17 protein-coding genes and 1 tRNA gene are annotated in these 16,652 nt (G+C 35.7%); 12 read left to right on the top strand and 6 right to left on the bottom strand.

The features are described 5' to 3' along the window. Positions 1 to 2 precede the first annotated feature (2 nt). Positions 3 to 398, top strand: coding sequence for a hypothetical protein (locus LF887_RS06345; RefSeq protein WP_236857991.1), 396 nt, complete (start codon positions 3 to 5; stop codon positions 396 to 398). A gap of 38 nt (positions 399 to 436) precedes the next feature. On the opposite strand, the gene cobC is transcribed toward LF887_RS06345, so the two are convergent. Genes cobC through cobT form a run of 3 tightly spaced genes read right to left on the bottom strand, consistent with a single transcriptional unit; the run spans position 437 to position 2,762 of the window. Continuing rightward, positions 437 to 991, bottom strand: a complete 555-nt coding sequence (gene cobC / locus LF887_RS06340; protein WP_236857990.1) for an alpha-ribazole phosphatase family protein — start codon at positions 989 to 991, stop codon at positions 437 to 439. Next, entirely contained in the window at positions 976 to 1,758 is a 783-nt protein-coding gene (locus LF887_RS06335) for an adenosylcobinamide-GDP ribazoletransferase (protein ID WP_236857989.1), read from the bottom strand. The genes cobC and LF887_RS06335 overlap by 16 nt, the downstream gene beginning before the upstream one ends. Continuing rightward, positions 1,758 to 2,762 carry a nicotinate-nucleotide--dimethylbenzimidazole phosphoribosyltransferase gene (gene cobT, locus LF887_RS06330; RefSeq protein WP_236857988.1) on the bottom strand — a complete coding sequence of 335 codons (1,005 nt, stop codon included), beginning with the start codon at positions 2,760 to 2,762 and terminating at the stop codon, positions 1,758 to 1,760. Before cobT ends, LF887_RS06335 begins: the two co-directional genes overlap by 1 nt. Before the next feature lie 241 nt (positions 2,763 to 3,003). Between cobT and LF887_RS06325 the strand changes: the two genes are divergently transcribed. From LF887_RS06325 to LF887_RS06275, 11 genes are all read left to right on the top strand, one after another. Further along, entirely contained in the window at positions 3,004 to 3,753 is a 750-nt protein-coding gene (locus tag LF887_RS06325; RefSeq protein WP_236857987.1) for a DNA polymerase beta superfamily protein, read from the top strand. A gap of 11 nt (positions 3,754 to 3,764) precedes the next feature. Further along, positions 3,765 to 4,400 (top strand): hypothetical protein, encoded by a 636-nt coding sequence (locus tag LF887_RS06320; RefSeq protein WP_236857986.1) that lies wholly within the window; start codon positions 3,765 to 3,767, stop codon positions 4,398 to 4,400. A 19-nt stretch (positions 4,401 to 4,419) separates the two neighbouring features. After that, positions 4,420 to 5,151, top strand: coding sequence for an ATP-grasp domain-containing protein (locus LF887_RS06315; RefSeq protein ID WP_236857985.1), 732 nt, complete (start codon positions 4,420 to 4,422; stop codon positions 5,149 to 5,151). Positions 5,152 to 5,155: 4 nt separating this feature from the next. Continuing rightward, positions 5,156 to 5,590: an ATP-binding protein gene (locus LF887_RS06310; protein ID WP_236857984.1), complete on the top strand. Its 435-nt coding sequence runs from the start codon at positions 5,156 to 5,158 to the stop codon at positions 5,588 to 5,590. Continuing rightward, positions 5,580 to 6,341 carry a tRNA(His) guanylyltransferase Thg1 family protein gene (locus LF887_RS06305; RefSeq protein WP_236857983.1) on the top strand — a complete coding sequence of 254 codons (762 nt, stop codon included), beginning with the start codon at positions 5,580 to 5,582 and terminating at the stop codon, positions 6,339 to 6,341. The genes LF887_RS06310 and LF887_RS06305 overlap by 11 nt, the downstream gene beginning before the upstream one ends. Before the next feature lie 74 nt (positions 6,342 to 6,415). After that, a tRNA-OTHER gene (locus tag LF887_RS06300) sits at positions 6,416 to 6,546 on the top strand. Positions 6,547 to 6,640: 94 nt separating this feature from the next. Then, positions 6,641 to 8,017, top strand: coding sequence for a TROVE domain-containing protein (locus LF887_RS06295; protein ID WP_236857982.1), 1,377 nt, complete (start codon positions 6,641 to 6,643; stop codon positions 8,015 to 8,017). 79 nt (positions 8,018 to 8,096) lie between these two features. Then, a complete protein-coding gene (locus LF887_RS06290; protein WP_236857981.1) occupies positions 8,097 to 8,360 on the top strand; it encodes a hypothetical protein in 264 nt (87 codons plus the stop codon). A gap of 145 nt (positions 8,361 to 8,505) precedes the next feature. Next, entirely contained in the window at positions 8,506 to 9,564 is a 1,059-nt protein-coding gene (locus LF887_RS06285; RefSeq protein ID WP_236857980.1) for a DNA polymerase beta superfamily protein, read from the top strand. Positions 9,565 to 9,729: 165 nt separating this feature from the next. Beyond that, the gene (locus tag LF887_RS06280) at positions 9,730 to 10,536 is read left to right on the top strand and encodes a helix-turn-helix domain-containing protein (protein WP_236857979.1); all 807 of its coding nucleotides are present in this window, start codon (positions 9,730 to 9,732) and stop codon (positions 10,534 to 10,536) included. A gap of 60 nt (positions 10,537 to 10,596) precedes the next feature. Further along, positions 10,597 to 11,799 carry a hypothetical protein gene (locus LF887_RS06275; protein ID WP_236857978.1) on the top strand — a complete coding sequence of 401 codons (1,203 nt, stop codon included), beginning with the start codon at positions 10,597 to 10,599 and terminating at the stop codon, positions 11,797 to 11,799. A 73-nt stretch (positions 11,800 to 11,872) separates the two neighbouring features. Here LF887_RS06275 and LF887_RS06270 read toward each other — a convergent pair. From LF887_RS06270 to LF887_RS06260, 3 genes are all read right to left on the bottom strand, one after another. Beyond that, positions 11,873 to 13,125 (bottom strand): IS3 family transposase gene (locus LF887_RS06270; RefSeq protein ID WP_236855320.1). Its coding sequence is split into 2 segments (ribosomal slippage): positions 11,873 to 12,798 and positions 12,798 to 13,125, totalling 1,254 coding nucleotides; the frame shifts between segments, so codons are not numbered across the junction. A 105-nt stretch (positions 13,126 to 13,230) separates the two neighbouring features. Then, positions 13,231 to 15,492 (bottom strand): polyribonucleotide nucleotidyltransferase, encoded by a 2,262-nt coding sequence (locus LF887_RS06265; protein WP_236857977.1) that lies wholly within the window; start codon positions 15,490 to 15,492, stop codon positions 13,231 to 13,233. Between the two features lie 136 nt (positions 15,493 to 15,628). Then, the gene (locus LF887_RS06260) at positions 15,629 to 16,378 is read right to left on the bottom strand and encodes an NUDIX hydrolase (RefSeq protein ID WP_236857976.1); all 750 of its coding nucleotides are present in this window, start codon (positions 16,376 to 16,378) and stop codon (positions 15,629 to 15,631) included. Between the last annotated feature and the right edge of the window lie 274 nt (positions 16,379 to 16,652).

Raw genomic sequence — 16,652 nt, 5'->3', positions numbered from 1 at the left:
AAATGAAATTCAAGCCTCTCTCACAAACTAAATATGTATGGATTATTATCATTCTACTGTCCATTGTAGCAATACTTTTTAAATCGATTTACAGACAGTATATTTATGCAAACCACATTAATGATTACGGGATTGCAGATTCTTCACCCAATTTTTTCGCAGGACTTATCATTGTCATTTTCTATTTCACTCAAAATCAAAACTTAACACTAAAAAAACATACCCTATTTACAGTTGTAGGACTTGTAGGTTATGAATTAATTCAAGGAAGTATTTTTAAAAACAATGTTTTTGATTACAAGGATATCTTCGCATCCATTCTTGGCGCTTTTATAGGATATTTATTGTGTCTGAAGTTTAAAACAGGTTCAGCTTTGAATAATCCAGAAACCAAATAAAATATTTGATTCTTCTCCAGGCACAAAATAAGTATATTTCAGACATTAATATTTTTAATTGACATCAGATTTTTATGACGATTGAGAAGTACTTTTTTTCCATAATCAATCTGAATACTAAACATTTTCTCCAACGGAAACTGAAGGACAGCCTGAAGAATCAGACGAATCACTCCGGCATGGCTAACAATCAATACTTTATCCGTATCTTTTTTCAGAATCAATTCATTCCAGAAACTAAGAACCCGGGTTTGCATTTCGAGTAAATTTTCACCACCGGCCGCTTTTACATTGACGAAATCCTGATACCACGGATTGATCTCTTCTTCCGGAATATCGGTCCATTTTTTCATCTCCCAATTTCCAAAATTCATTTCACGAATCCTCTCATCTGTTGTATACTCGAATTGAAAATGATCAGCTAAAAGGTGACATCTTAAAGACGGACTCGAAATGACAAAATCATAATCATCATCCAGTAATATTCTTTTAAAATCTTCCTGATAATTCTTTCTTAAAGGGATATCCGAAAATCCATAACACAGATTTTCGGGATTTTCTACAGCAGTATGGCGGATCAGATGAATTTCCATGCGATAATTGTTCCTAAATAAAATAAAACTTCACAAACCTGCTGTACAGACCCCAGACAATCGCCTGTATACCCTCCGATATGTTTTTTAAAATACCATCCCATATAGATTTTACCCAAATATGCCAACGCAAAAGCAAAAATCAAACGCCAGTCCGGAATTATGGCAAAAGCAATTAAAACACTGATAAATCCCATCACTAAAGCCATTCCATCCAGTGGTTTATTGGCTAACGGTTTGGATTTACTGGCGTCAATATCTGTCACATACTGATGGGTATAGATCATCGTTCCGGAAATAAAACGGCTTACGGTATGACCTAAAATGACAATTGATAAGGTTTTAAACAAATCAACTGTTCCCAAAGCCTGAATACTGTAAAATTTCAAAGCAAAAAGCAAAATTATCCCAATCGTTCCATAAGCACCCACTCTACTGTCCTTCATGATGGTAAGGATTTTCTCTTTACCATAACCTCCTCCAAAACTGTCACACATATCTGTGAAACCATCTTCATGAAAAGCCCCGGTCAACAAAATACTTGAGATCATCATGAGAACAATCCCTATTTCCAGATTAAAAAGCTGGCTGGAAAAGTACAGAATCCCGGCATTGATTAATCCTACCAGCAGCCCCACCCACGCAAAATATTTTTGAGATCTGTTCATAATCTCACTGGAATATGGAATGGTAAACGGAACCGGAATTCTGGTGAAAAACATCAATGCAGTTGCAAAGTAGATGAGTTCATTCTTTACTGCTTTCATCACTCTTTATTTGAAATATGAGCATCTTCAAAGCTTGACATTTCATTTAGGAAATTCACTGCACTCTGTATCAGCGGATAAGCTAATGCACAACCTGTTCCTTCTCCAAGACGCAGATTGAGATTTAAAAGTGCTTTCTCCCTCATCAACCCTAAGAGCTGAAGATGGGCATTTTCATCACTTACATGGCAGAAAATGCAGTTGTTCAGAATCTCAGGATTCTTTTTCCAGGCAGCAGCTACGCTCACAGTTGCGATAAATCCATCCACCATAATCAGCATATTATGGTGATAAGCTTCTTTTATAGCCCCTATCATTTGGGCAATTTCTAATCCACCAAAGGTTTGTGCAATTTCGTCCTCAGACATTGAAGCGGGATATTTTTCTATCCCTTCCGTTAAGATATTGATCTTATTCTGCAGCTGATGATCATTCAGTCCGGTTCCTCGTCCTATACAGTTTGTAATCGGGATATCAAACAATTTGCTCATCATCAGAGAAGAAGCAGAAGTATTCCCGATCCCCATTTCACCGAAACCAATGATATTACATCCTTTTTTTACAATTCCGGCCACCACTGATCTTCCGTTTTCCAAAGCCTGCTGGTATTCTTCAACTGTCATTGCAGGTTCTTCCAGAATATTGCGGCTTGACTTTCTGACTTTTTTATCTACCAAATTTAATCCTTCCGGAAAATCAAAATTCACCCCGGCATCTACAATTGTAATCTCAATACCGTGCTGTCTGCAAAAAACATTGATGGCAGCTCCTCCCCCGATGAAATTCATCACCATCTGATAGGTTACCTCCTGAGGATAAGCACTTACACCTGCTGTGGCAATCCCATGATCCGCAGCAAAAACTACCATATGGGGATTCAATAACTTTGGTGTAGTTGTCTTCTGAACCATTCCAATTTTATGGGCAAGATGTTCCAGATGCCCTAATGCACCTAAAGGCTTTGTTTTAAAATCAATTTTATGCTGTAGTTCGTTTGATAACATGGTCGTGATAAATAATTATGTTAAGTAGAGAAAGTGCAATATTAGTGAAATAGGGGTTAAGAGCCAAGAATTGAGAAAAAGAGAGGAGCAAGGAGTAGGAATGCAAGATTTAAGATTATTAAGATGAAAGGGACATTCAATCTTAAACTCTGAAATCTGAGCTTTAAACTCTTTATATAAAATTACTACGTAATAACATTACGCACTTAACTGTTTACTTTGCATGAGAAAATTGAAAACAATGACACCAAAAATCATAGAAAAAATAAAAGAAATAGAGGAAAAGAAAAGCGTAGAAGTTCTTCTCGCTGTAGAGTCCGGAAGCAGAGCCTGGGGGTTTTCCTCTCCTGACAGTGATTATGATATACGTTTTATATACCGTCATGAAAAGGACTGGTATCTTTCTCCCTGGGATAAGGATGAAACCATAGAATTCATGACAGAAGATGATCTGGATGGTTCCGGTTGGGATCTGCGGAAGACTTTTCACCTTTTGCTGAAGTCGAATGCTGCCTTGCTGAGCTGGTTCTATTCTCCTATCGTTTATAAAGCAGATGAAAAGTTTGTAGAACTATTCAGACCTTTTGCAGAAGTCTGTTTTTCACCAATAGCGGTATCCTATCACTATTTAAGCATGAGCAAAAAGTATCTGGAAGCCTGCAGAGTGGATGAAGTAAAGCTAAAAAGCTATTTTTATTGTCTTAGAACTACATTAACTGGAAAATGGATCATAGAAAAAGGGACTGTTCCTCCTGTACTGTTCAGTGATCTTCTTGTCTTAACGGATGATGCAATCAGACAGAAAATAGAAGATCTTATTGCCTTAAAAGCGACCAAAGGAGAATCATACGACCATCCGAACGATTGGGAATTGTTTGGTTTTCTTGAAAAAACAGTCGCCGAAAATGAGGGAAAATCGAAGAGTTTATCAGGAGGAAAAGCAGATAGAGGTGAGATGGAGAGGGTTTTTAGGGAGATATTAAAACTTTAAAAAAAGATAACATGAATATATTTAACTTCTTCAAAAAGAGGTATATTCAACCCCTTCAAAAGGAGGTTGAAAAATTGATTCCCAAAGAGAAAGAAAAAATACATGAATTTATTGAAAGGTGTCAATTTTTAAAGGAAGAAATGGGAATTGAAGTTCCCCTGTCAGTGATTGAAACTTTCAAAAGGTATGATCTTCCAAAACACAATTATTTTTATAGTATTTTTTGGAATGTTGATGATGATAGTTTTATCATTTTCTATACAGAAGCTTTTATTGAATTAGTTGTTACCCGATACAAAGAAATTCACGGAAAGGATGCAGATTTGGCTACATTGTTACAGCAGCTTGATGATTCAGTTTATGAATTCCGTGTAAAAGAAGATTGTTTTGACAGAACAAATCCTTCTTTTGACTTCGTCAACAACTGTTATGAAGAGTTCAAAAAGTCTGGAGAAGAACTGACTATAACCATGGATCTGGGAAATTATGACAATCTCGTTCTCAATAAAGAAGAAAAAGGCAATGTGGGGTATAATCTATCATCTTATAAAACAACTGCAGGAATAAAATATAAATTCCTTACACAATTCAGACCTTTAACGGAAGTCATCAAAGAAACTTTAGACAGTCAGCAAAACCATTATTAATTTTATTAAATAAAATCAAATGAGAAATATAATCGCACTCTCCCCCATGTATACTGAAGACAGCAACAATCTTAAAAAAGCATCACTCAACTCATCCTATAGGCTCAGCCGTTTCAATGCCCAATGGAATGTGCCTGAAGAATTTCGTGAGGATGTAATTGCGGTGTATGGTGAGGATATTTATGCAGAGATTGTTGCTGAGCAGTGTCATCTTACCCTGCTCAAACCTGCTGATGACTGGTTAGCTCATATCAGTGAAGATTTTATCAAACGTAAAATCTCTTATGGCCGCCTTAAGAATTTTACAGATCAGAAAAATATATTTATAAAATGTTCTGATTTCAAAAGTTTTAAGGCCGGAGTTTATCAAAAAGTAACGGATATAAAAGGTTTTGAATCCCTGGATTTGGAAACTACAGTTTTTACATCAGAAGTAGTTGACTGGGATCTTGAAGTAAGATGCTTTGTTCTCAATAACAAAATAAAAACATATTCTTCTTACTGGAGAAATAATACTTATGACACAGATTCTCTTTCAGAGCAAGAACAGAAAAATATGTCTTCTTTTTTTGATTCATTTATAAAAAAATACTCCTCTACCCTTCCAGATGCAATTGTACTGGATTTCGGAATAATCAGAGGAAAGGGCTGGGCATTGATTGAGGCAAATCCCGCATGGTGCTCCGGACTGTATTCCTGTGATGCAGAAAAAGCTTTGGAAGTGGTTGTAAAAAGCTGTATTAAAAATTAGAATAATGGAAATGATCATTTTTACAGGAATCCCTGCCAGTGGAAAAAGTTCTTTATACAAGGAACTTTTTTTTAATTCTCATATAAGAATAAGTCTTGACCTTCTAAATACAAGGCATAAAGAAGGAAAGCTTCTCCAGTACTGTTTTGATACCCAATCCAAAATGGTCATTGACAATACGAATGTATCCAGAGAAAGCAGGAAAAAATACATTGACCTTGCCCAACGGAATAAATACAGAGTGGTCTGCTATTACTTCGAATCCGATATTCAGGATTGCCTTGAAAGAAATAAAAATCGGAAAGAATCTATTAATGAAACAGGTATAAAAGCAAAATATAAAGAGTTTGAAATTCCTGTATCAGAAGAAGGATTTGACAAAATAATAAAAGTAAAAATCATTAATAATCAATTTGAAATCAATGATAATGAAGTTTGAGAAAATAGAAAATTTAATGCGTACAAATGAAGCTTTTTCTGAGCAATATATCCTGCCTGAAAACTACATTATTGTAAGATTGGATGGAAAAGGTTTTACAAAACTGACCAAAGAAAAACTTTCATTAGAAAAACCTTTCGATGAAAAATTCAGCCAGGTAATGACTAAGACCGTAGAGCATCTTTTTAATTCAGGGTTCAGAATTTTGTATGGTTATACTCAAAGTGATGAAATTTCATTGTTGATCCATAAGGATGATCATACATTCAGCAGAAAAACAAGGAAAATTAATTCTGTTCTGGCAGGAGAAGCCAGTGCTTTTTTCAGCCTTCAGTTTAATGAAATCTGCGTTTTTGACTGCAGGGTGATTTCAGCTCCCAACCAGAATATGATTTTAGATTATTTTTGCTGGCGGCAGGAAGATTCACACAGAAATTCCCTTTCCGCATACTGTTACTGGACTTTAAGAAATAATTCATTTAATGCAAAACAGGCTGCTGAAAAAATTGAAAAGATGTCTATGTCTGATAAAAATGAAATGCTTTTTCAATATGGAATCAATTATAATAACGCTCCACTTTGGCAAAAAAGAGGAATAGGAATCTACCCTAAAAACGAAATTAAAACAGGCTATAACCCTATTACAAAGGAAAATACAGTTTCTACACGAAAAATTCTCTATGCTGAAAAGAATTTGTCGGTAAAAGAGGACTACAGACAATTTATACAGGACATTCTGAATAAATTTTAATTTTTTTTCAATAAAAAAATCTACGCAAATACAATGCGTACATATGTACTTACTTTGCATCATCAAATAACAAGGAGGCTGTAGCTCAGTTGGTAGAGCAACGTAACAACACTTTATAATATTTTAATCTGCATTGCAGGTGTGATCCATAAAGTTACTTCGCATTAAACGCCGTTTGTCGCCGGTTCGAGTCCGGCCAGCCTCCCAATTGAAGCGGTGTGAGATTTAGGTTACTTCGATTCCAAAAAAAGCCTTAATCAATTTTTTAACCGCTTTATTTTAATAAAAAAACTAAGAATATGTCAAAATTTAACACAAAAAAAACTGGGTTTGACTCCGGCATCATTGCTGGAAAATTGACAGATAAAGCTGGAAAATATTCAGATTACGAATTGCTGAGACGGGTAACTCTGGCTAATATGCTTTTTGAATCCGACTATTACCAATCTTCGGACGAGATCATGAAACAGATCGAAGACCTTTGCTATACAGTAAGTGGTGAAATGATTATTGAACTTGCTCTTGAGTGCCGTTTTGAACAAAAATTAAGACATACTCCACTATGGCTATTGATACTTGCCAATGAAATTCATGATGTTTCTGTAAAGGATGCTGTGGCTAAAATTGCCAACAGACCAGATATGACTATTGATCTTCTTCAGATGCTGAAAGTAAGAAACGGTTCTTATAAAATGTCAAAATCCATCAAAAAAGGCATTGCCAAAGCATTTGATAACTACGATAAATACCAGATTGCTAAATATAGAAAAAGTAATATGGAGCTGTCTCTGGTAGATGTTGTCAACCTTGTGCATCCTAAGCCAACGGTAAAAAATGAAGAGGCATTACAATCACTTGTTGCGAATACGCTTCAACCCGCAAACACCTGGGAAACAGCTTTGTCACAAGGTGCTGATAAAAAACTGACGTTTGAAAGAATGATCGCTGAAAAAAGCCTTGGTTCTCTGGCTATTCTGAGAAATCTTAGAAATATGACAGAGGCAGGACTTTCAAGAACAGATATCAGAACTGCTCTATCACAGGTAAAAAGCAACTGGCTTACTCCGCTCAACTTTCTGGCAGCCCAGAGAAATGCTCCGGATTATACTGCTGCGATTGATGAAGCCATGGAAAACTGCTTCGCACAGGAGAAAATAAAAGGAACTACGATTCTTGCTATTGATGTTTCCGGAAGTATGGGAAGGGTTACATCTTCTCATTCGAACTTTTCAAGAATGGATCTTGCATTTGCCATGGCAGCTGCCGGTTCCTATATTTTTGAAGATCTGATTTTGGTATTTACTGCCGGAAGCGATCAGGAAAGAAAAGGTAAACATATGATCTGGAACCATTCCAAGGGATTAAGCATGTTCAACAATTATTCTACAATCGCTGCAGAAATGGGCGGAGGTGGTATTTTCACTTACCAGCTGTGTGAATGGCTGAAAGAAAAAGGGTATGCCAGGGATGCTGAAAGACTGGTCGTAATATCGGATAGCCAGGATATTGACGCCCATTACGGAGTGAACAGAAAACCTGATACGTCACCTTATAAAAGTTCATATATCATTGATATCTCCACCCATACCCATGGTATAAAAACCGGAAACTGGACCGCTGAAATCAATGGATGGAGTGATAAAGTATTTCATTATATTAAAGCTCTGGAAAACTAGGATTTTCCAGAGTTTTTTTTAACCAGAACCATGAATTATAAAATCATATACAACGCAGAAAAATTGAAGGAATTCATTGATGAGAGAAATTTCTGACAAACTGATCAGAAATGACAATGCCATCAACCCTCATACATCAGCTTTGAATAGTATTCAGACCACAACATCAAGAAAGATATTCTTTGATCCTGATATTGATTTCAAAACTGATGATCATCAGAATGCTGTTAACCGATTCAGATCAGACATAGAAAGTATTGTGAATGCAGATTGTCTAGTCTTTATCAAAACTCATGGTGGTTTCCATTGCCTGATAAAAACAGAAAGTAAAGAAAATAAATAGAAAGCTGGTATCAGAAGGTTTTTCAACTTAGCTGTGATGAATATGAAGTAACTATGAATGGTGGTAATGTACTTCCTGTTCCCGGATGTATTCAGGGCATAGATTTTTCACCTTATTTTTTAGATTAAATTATTCATATCCAATCATGACGATCCAAGACTTAAAAACCAACAACCTCATCCTTTTCGAAGTTATCTCCGGAAGCCGGTCATTTGGGCTGGCAACGGAAAACTCAGATACCGATATCCGTGGGGTCTATTATCTGCCGAAAGAGGATTTCTTTGGACTGAACTACATTCCGCAGATCTCCAATGAAACAAATGATATTACCTACTATGAAATCGGGAGGTTTGTAGAACTGCTTCAGAAAAACAATCCCAATATTCTGGAAATTCTGGTAAGCCCCCACGAATGTATTTTGCATAAACATCCGTTGATGGACTTTTTGAAACCTGAAGATTTTTTATCCAAACTCTGTAAAGATACCTTTGCCGGATATGCTATTTCACAGATCAAAAAGGCCAAAGGACTTAATAAAAAGATATTGAACCCCATAGATAAGGAAAGAAAATCAATTCTTGATTTTTGTTTTATTCTGGATGGTCAAGGTTCTATTCCTTTGAAAAAATGGCTTTTGGAACATAGGAAAGTTCAGGAAAAATGTGGATTAACGGCTATTGACCATACCAAAGGAATGCTTGCCTTATTTTACGACGATTCACACACATTGGGATATAAAGGAATTATACAACACGAGGAAGCGAATCAGGTTTCTGTATCCTCTATTCCCAAAGAAGAAAAACCTGTTGCTTACCTGTTTTGCAACTTAGACGCTTATTCCATTTACTGTAAAAATTACAGGGAATACTGGAAATGGATCACTGAGCGTAATGAAGACCGTTATAATGTGAACGAGAACCATGGTCAAAACTATGACAGCAAAAACATGATGCATACGATCCGGCTCCTACAGTCTTGTGAATCTATTTTTAAAAATAATTCGCTTAAAACCCGTGTGGAAAACCGGGATGAACTGCTTGATATCAAATCCGGCTGTCAATCTTATGAAGCCGTAATGCAAAAAGCTGAGAATCTGATTGAGTCTATTGAACATCTTCATTCTATCTCTACGCTTCCTGAATATCCTGATTTAGAAAAAACAACACACATTTTAATAGAAATCAGAGAGAATTTATACCGCTAAATCAAATAAACAGGATTCAATAGATAATGAAAGAAACAGGGAATTAAAGATCCAGATAACATCAAAAAAAGCAGTACATTAGCCAGATGCCATATCTTAAAAAACAGTAGTAGTGAAGACCTTATTTTATCCTTTGGCCGTAACAGGTTCTACAAAAATCATTCAATGAAATTACAGTTTTATACTCCCCAAAACAATACTTTAAAAAAGTATATTGAGGGATATTATTTTATAACCGCTGATGATAGTGAAGAACCGGTACATTACTGGACTTTCCCGAATAACTACTGTATTCTCAGTGCCAATCAAAATTCTATTGCGACACAAGTAGATCAGAAGATCTCTATTTCCTTTACTTCAGATAAAAATATTGCCTCCAGCCTGGTGTTCCGCTATACCTCGCCGATAGAGGTTCATTATGAAAGACCGGTCAATGAGATCACACTCTACTTTAAACCTTTGGGACTTAATCAGTTTGCCAGTAATCTGGAAAAAATATTTATGCACCATGATCTCCTGGAATATAGTCCTTTTCCGGATTTTAATGAAACAATGGGCCATATCTTCAATCTCATAAACAGGGAACAACAGATTGAGGAATTGGAAAAGTATTGGCTGTCTAAACTGCATACAAAAGATCTGGGACTGATAACTGGTATTGTTTCGGATATAGAAGCTGATCTAAAAATGGAAGACATAGCAAAAAAACATCATATTTCAAGACAGCATATCAATAAAATATTTCTAAAAAACATTGGAAAACCACCTTCAGAATATCGGAAGATATACCGTTTCAGAAACACTGTTACCCGAAAAAAAGGAACAAAAAGCTTAACGGAACTATCTTATGACAATTTATTTTACGACCAGTCTCATCTTAATAAAGATTTTAAAGAATTAACGGCTGTCAACCCCAAGATGTTTTTCAAAAATGTAGATGTCAACAAGGAAAATATTTGGCTTTTTATATAGACTGTTTACATTTTTACAATTTTAGCCCATGAAACCGGCCTACATTTGTAAAAAAAATAAATGAAGATCTTGCATTTTTTAACTGTAATTTTATTAAGCAGTACCACTGTTCTCGCTCAGGATTCTTTGATTACAAAGATTGCTTCTGAACATGAACAGATCATCAGTTTTGACAGCCATCAGTTTTCCGGCGAAGGAATTAAAACATTTACCCAAAAGATAGCACAGCACAGATACGTTTTAATCGGTGAAGATCATCTTAATAATGAGGTGTTAGATTTCACTTCCTATCTGACCCAAAAGATAGACTTTGACAATTATATCACAGAGGCAGATCAGCTTACAATGGATATCCTTAGGAAGGATTATAATAAAGTTAAAGAATACCGGTCTATAGTGACCAATTCTAAAGATAAATTTTCTTTTTTCTCTTTTGACAGAGACCGCGAGCTCTTAAACTCCTTTTTTAAAAACAATAAAACAACAATAGGCCTGGATAATGTTTTTTTTAATTCCGACTGTGTTGTTTTCCAGGAACTGATCAATAAAACATCCAATAAGCAGGCTAAAGCAAAATATGAAGCAATGCTGCAGGAATCCCTTGCCAGATGGAACAGATATAAAGCTAATCCGGATCAACAGCCTTCTGTAGAGTTTAACCAGCCCTATCTGTTTACCAGTGATTTTGGCAAAAAGATTATGGACATTCAAAAATTAAAGATTTCCGAATATGAATACCAAGCCTTAAACAGTCTGCTGAAAAGCAATAGAATCTATAATCTTGGATACACCGGAGACGGACTTGAATCTCATTATATGAGAATCTCGTCAATGAAAGCACAGCTCTTGAAAAATCTGGATAAAATAAAAGGTAAAAGAAACTTATTTAAATTCGGAGCCAACCATGTAGGCAAAGGGAGGAGCTTATTTCAGAACAGTTTTGATGTTGGAAATCTGGTAACTAATCTTGCGGATGCTGAACAGGAACAGTCTTTACACATTGCGATTATTCAGCAGGGAGGAAAAGCCGGCTCTTTCTTCTCCGAAAGTAGTGAAGCTGATAATGTTTCCTTCTTAAAACCATTTTACAAACTGATAGGTAAAGACAATGAATGGCTGCTATTTGATCTGAATAAGATCAATGAAAATATAAAAAAGCAAAAGACCTTCATCAAATCTACCGGGCTTAAAAATTTAATAGAAGGGTATGATTACTTAATCATCATTCCAAAAGTAACTGCACAAAAAATAGTAACTGCATAGTTTAATAGCTATTGTCCATTACTATAATGACTAGTCCTGAAAAAGGTTGACTAGTTTTATAAGTTAAATATACTTAAATCAGAGTAGGGATTTTCCTATTCTGATTTTGTTTTTTATAGGTTTTTAATTTCACATTATTTTTCATGTGTACTTGGCTTGGAATATTATAATGTAATGAAAAATGGGGTCTCAAATTATTATAATAGTAAATTGATTGATCAAGCTGTCGAGAGAGATTTTTAAAATTTTCAAAAGTACCAATCAATCCAAATTCATATTTTAGAATGCCATTCACTCTTTCTGCTACAGCATTTTCATAAGGATCCGAGTTCTCTGTCATACTGATAAGAATATCATTCTTCTTTAGCATTTCGGTATATTCTTTACTACAATACTGTAAACCTCTGTCTGAATGATGAATTAAGGGATGTTTATATACCCGATTCCTTATGGCTTGTTTTAATGCCTTCAATGTAGAACTGGTCTGTAAATTATCACTCAATTCATATCCTACAATTTTTTTTGAATAAGCATCAGTAATCAGGTGAAGATAATAATTCCTCTCTTTAGTTTTCAGATAGGTAATATCTGCTACCCAAACCTTCTCTGAACATTTCAATTCTTTTTCTTTGATGATATTGGGATATTTCTTCATCCAATGTCTGGAGTTCGTTGTTTTAAAGTAACTGTGTCTTCTGGGAATTAAAAGATAATTTGATCTTAAAATCTTAAACAATCCATCTCTTCCTATTTGAATGCTTTCTTTGTTAAAATCATTTTTAAGTAAGAAATAAAGTTTCCGAGTACCTATTTTAGGCATCTTTTTGCGAATTGATACTACTAATTCTATAATTCTTTCTTGATTATTATTTAAACTCGGCCGGCTCCTTCTTTTGTAATAAGCTTGTTTACTGTATCCAAACAATCGGCAGATATCTTCTACTGGAAGATTCGTATGTGCCTTTATTTCCTGGATTGATTGGAACCAGACTTTTTTACAATTTCAATCTTTAATTCACGTTCAGCGATTTCTATAAATTTCCTAAAGACCTTGAGTTCTTCTTCCTTTTTTGATAAAGCTGCCTCAAGCTCTTTAATCTTTTGTTTCTGTGGGTCTTTCATGGGCCTGCCTTTACTTATTTGTTTTTCATAAGTAAAGTTACCATATTTTATTAACCATTTCGGAATACATGAATTACCACGGATATTGTATCGTGTTTGCAATTGGGATTTTGTATATAATCCCCGTTCATATTCAGAGACAACTTGTCTTTTGAAGGCCTCACTGTACTCATGTACAGGACCTGATGTTTTTTTTGAATCCATAACGCTGACTGGTTTTATTGTTTTTTAGTCAACTTTTTTCAGGACGAGACATAAAAACAAAAATCCCTCAAAATAGAGGGATTTTTTTATATTTAAGAATAAATCTTATTCTTCGTTGGAAGGCTCCTGGTTTTCCACAGGTTTTACTTCACCTTGTGGTCTCTGTCCTTCAGGTCTTCTTTGTCCTTCCGGTCTACCCTGCCCCTCTGGTCTTCTTTGCCCTTCTGGTCTTCCTTGTCCTTCTGGTCTTGCAGGTCTTGGTAAAAGAACTTTACGGGAAAGTTTCATTTTCTTACGATCATCGTAACCCATAAATTTAACTTCTACTTCATCACCTTCAGCATAAGGAACTTTGTCCAGACGAGCCCACTCAATTTCTGAGATGTGAAGAAGCCCTTCTGTTCCTTTAGCAATGGCTACAAAAGCACCGAAGTCCATTACTTTCACTACTTTCCCGTTGTAAACTTCTCCTACAACCGGTACAAAAGTAATTTCGTTGATTTTAGCAATAGCAGCATTGATTTTCTCTCTGTCTGTTCCTGCGATTTCAATACGTCCTATTTCTCCTACTTCTTCAATAGCGATTACGGTATCCGTATCTTTCTGCATCTGCTGAATAATTTTTCCACCAGGTCCTATTACCGCACCAATGAAGTCTTTTGAGATCTCCATTACTACCATTTTCGGAGCGTGAGGTTTCACGTCTGGTCTTGGTACAGCGATCGTTTCAGTGATTTTATTTAAGATGTGTAATCTTCCGTCTTTAGCCTGCATCAAAGCTTTTTCCATGATATCCATAGAAAGTCCCTGGATCTTAATGTCCATCTGACAAGCTGTAATACCGTCTGCAGTACCTGTTACTTTAAAGTCCATATCTCCTAAGTGATCTTCATCTCCTAAGATATCAGAAAGTACAGTGAATTTACCAGATTTTGCATCTGTAATAAGACCCATTGCAATACCTGAAACCGGTTTTGTAATCTGTACTCCAGCATCCATTAGTGCTAATGTTCCTGCACAAACTGTTGCCATAGAAGAAGAACCGTTAGATTCTAAAATATCGGAAACAATTCTGATTGTATATGGATTTTCTTCAGGAATAACTGCCTGTAACGCTCTCTGAGCAAGGTTACCGTGTCCTACTTCTCTTCTTGAAGTTCCTCTTAGAGGTCTTGCTTCACCTGTAGAGAATGGCGGAAAGTTATAGTGTAGGAAGAATTTTTCGTCGTGCTGAGAAATAACGCTGTCTACCATGTTTGCATCTTTCACAGAACCTAAAGTTACTGCTGTTAAAGACTGAGTTTCACCTCTTGTAAACACTGCAGAACCATGAGCTCCCGGAAGGTAGTCAATCTCTGACCAGATAGGACGGATCGTCTGAGGATCACGACCATCAAGACGGATATTGTCTTCCAGAATCATCTGACGCATTGCTTCTTTCTCTACGTCATGATAATATACTTTTACGAAAGGAGTTACTCTTTCCAATTCTTCTGCATCATCTGCATATTGAGCAAGGAATTCTTCACGAAGTGCTTTGAATTTCTCTCCTCTTTCTTCTTTACCAGAAGGAGTTCTTGCAACTTCATATACTTTATCGTAAGTTTCTTTCCACACTTTTTCACGAATTTCTTCGTCGTGGTTTTCGTGGCTATATTCTCTCTTAGGGAAAGCTTTTCCTACCTTTTCAGCCAATCTTTCCTGAGCTTCGATTTGCTTCTTAATTTCAGCATGACCAAAATTGATAGCTTCCAACATTTCCTGCTCAGAAATTTCCTTCATTTCTCCTTCTACCATTACGATTGAATCTTTAGTAGCTCCAACCATAATATCCAATTCAGAACTCTTCAATTCTTCATAGCTAGGATTAATAGAAAGTTTTCCGTCAAATCTTACTACTCTTACTTCAGACATTGGTCCGTTGAAAGGAATATCAGTAATTGCAATTGCTGCAGAAGCGGCTAAACCAGCTAAATCATCAGGAATCGTTTTTCCATCATAAGAAATTAAAGAAATCATTACCTGAACTTCAGCATGGAAATCTTCAGGGAAAAGCGGACGTAGAACTCTATCTACCAAACGCATTGTTAAAATTTCCTGATCTGAAGGTCTTGCTTCTCTACGGAAGAAATTTCCTGGAATTCTTCCACCTGCGTAGAATTTTTCTCTATAATCTACTGTTAATGGTAAAAAATCTACACCAGGGTTTGCTTCTTTATTGGCTACAACCGTTGCTAAAAGCATGGTTCCGCCCATTTTTACTACCACAGATCCATCAGCCTGTTTTGCCAATTTACCTGTTTCAATCGTGATTTCTCTGCCGTCAGCAAGAGTAATCAGTTCTGTAAACGCTTGAGGTATACTCATAAATTTGTCTTCTTAATACTCCGTATTGAGTATGAATTAATATTTAAACTCTTTAAATTTTCGTTTGCAAAGATAATATATTTTATTTGTAACTGCCAGCATCGAAAAGAAAAGAACCCGACATCCCAATCATCTTTTACCAACTGCTTAGGCCCTCTTTTAAAAGCATATTATAGTTTTCGATATGGAAGCTGTACAGGTCCGGAGACTTATGGGCACCTCCTTTCTTTCGTTCATCCAGTTTCTGAAGTATTCCCGTATTTTTTATTTTCCGATAAAAATTACCCCGGTTAAGTTCTTTTCCCAAGATAACTTCATATAATTTTTGCAGCTCAGGGAGCGTAAATTTCTCTGGAAGCAGATTATAACCAATGGGTTTGTAAGCCATTTTCTCTCTAAGTGCCAACAACGCTTTTTCTATAATCATCCGGTGATCCATCGTCAAAAGTATATCAGGGAGCTGAGTGAGATCAATCCATTCACAGGCCTCACTAAGAGCATCATGCTTCGGTTCTACATTCTTATAGTCTACCAATGCATAGTAGCCAATAGAAATAAACCGCTGCTTATGCCACAGATCATCATCAAAATCTTCAAAAAAAGACTCATTGCGGTTAAGCTCTCCAAATACCCCAAACTCTTCCAGAAAGATATTTTCTACACCGGCCCTGTTTTGTAAGATACGCTGTGCCGCAGCATTTAAAGATTCTGATTTTCCCACATATCCCCCAGGCAAAAACCATTGCTTATTATAATTCATTTTGAGCAGCAAAACTTTCAGTTCGCTTTCATTAAATCCAAATATGACAGTATCTATAGAAAGATGAGGCACGTAAATCTGGTAAGCCTCTTTTGACTTTTCAATAATCTGTTTCTTAAAATTCATATTTCTAAAACATTGAGTTCAACAAAATTAATGTTAAAAACAGACCTAATTCCATTTTTTTAATCTGAGGATAAATTTTGGTTAATTTTTAATCTCAAAATTTTCAATTCTTCACCATAACTCTAATTAATAAGCAATAAATAAAAAATACAATCATCTGAATACAAACAACATACACGTAATATTAATTTTTTGTTAACAAAATTTTGGTAGTGTCAATAAAATTGCTAGTATTGTAATGCTTCATAATGAAGCATTAAAGAAAAACGCTACT

It is taken from the genome of Chryseobacterium sp. MEBOG06 (genome assembly GCF_021869765.1).
Taxonomy (GTDB): domain Bacteria; phylum Bacteroidota; class Bacteroidia; order Flavobacteriales; family Weeksellaceae; genus Chryseobacterium.
The sequence above is the reverse complement of the archived record's forward strand: the minus strand, read 5'-3'. Positions and strand labels throughout refer to the sequence as shown.

Excerpts from the sequence above, each read along its gene's own strand:
- LF887_RS06280 (WP_236857979.1), top strand. The coding sequence starts at position 9,730 with ATGAAATTACAGTTTTATACTCCCCAAAACAATACTTTAAAAAAGTAT.
- cobT (WP_236857988.1), bottom strand. The coding sequence starts at position 2,762 with ATGTTATCAAACGAACTACAGCATAAAATTGATTTTAAAACAAAGCCT.
- LF887_RS06260 (WP_236857976.1), bottom strand. The coding sequence starts at position 16,378 with ATGAATTTTAAGAAACAGATTATTGAAAAGTCAAAAGAGGCTTACCAG.
- LF887_RS06315 (WP_236857985.1), top strand. The coding sequence starts at position 4,420 with ATGAGAAATATAATCGCACTCTCCCCCATGTATACTGAAGACAGCAAC.
- LF887_RS06265 (WP_236857977.1), bottom strand. The coding sequence starts at position 15,492 with ATGAGTATACCTCAAGCGTTTACAGAACTGATTACTCTTGCTGACGGC.
- LF887_RS06325 (WP_236857987.1), top strand. The coding sequence starts at position 3,004 with ATGACACCAAAAATCATAGAAAAAATAAAAGAAATAGAGGAAAAGAAA.
- LF887_RS06295 (WP_236857982.1), top strand. The coding sequence starts at position 6,641 with ATGTCAAAATTTAACACAAAAAAAACTGGGTTTGACTCCGGCATCATT.
- LF887_RS06310 (WP_236857984.1), top strand. The coding sequence starts at position 5,156 with ATGGAAATGATCATTTTTACAGGAATCCCTGCCAGTGGAAAAAGTTCT.
- LF887_RS06290 (WP_236857981.1), top strand. The coding sequence starts at position 8,097 with ATGAGAGAAATTTCTGACAAACTGATCAGAAATGACAATGCCATCAAC.
- LF887_RS06320 (WP_236857986.1), top strand. The coding sequence starts at position 3,765 with ATGAATATATTTAACTTCTTCAAAAAGAGGTATATTCAACCCCTTCAA.
- cobC (WP_236857990.1), bottom strand. The coding sequence starts at position 991 with ATGGAAATTCATCTGATCCGCCATACTGCTGTAGAAAATCCCGAAAAT.
- LF887_RS06275 (WP_236857978.1), top strand. The coding sequence starts at position 10,597 with ATGAAGATCTTGCATTTTTTAACTGTAATTTTATTAAGCAGTACCACT.
- LF887_RS06305 (WP_236857983.1), top strand. The coding sequence starts at position 5,580 with ATGAAGTTTGAGAAAATAGAAAATTTAATGCGTACAAATGAAGCTTTT.
- LF887_RS06285 (WP_236857980.1), top strand. The coding sequence starts at position 8,506 with ATGACGATCCAAGACTTAAAAACCAACAACCTCATCCTTTTCGAAGTT.
- LF887_RS06335 (WP_236857989.1), bottom strand. The coding sequence starts at position 1,758 with ATGAAAGCAGTAAAGAATGAACTCATCTACTTTGCAACTGCATTGATG.
- LF887_RS06345 (WP_236857991.1), top strand. The coding sequence starts at position 3 with ATGAAATTCAAGCCTCTCTCACAAACTAAATATGTATGGATTATTATC.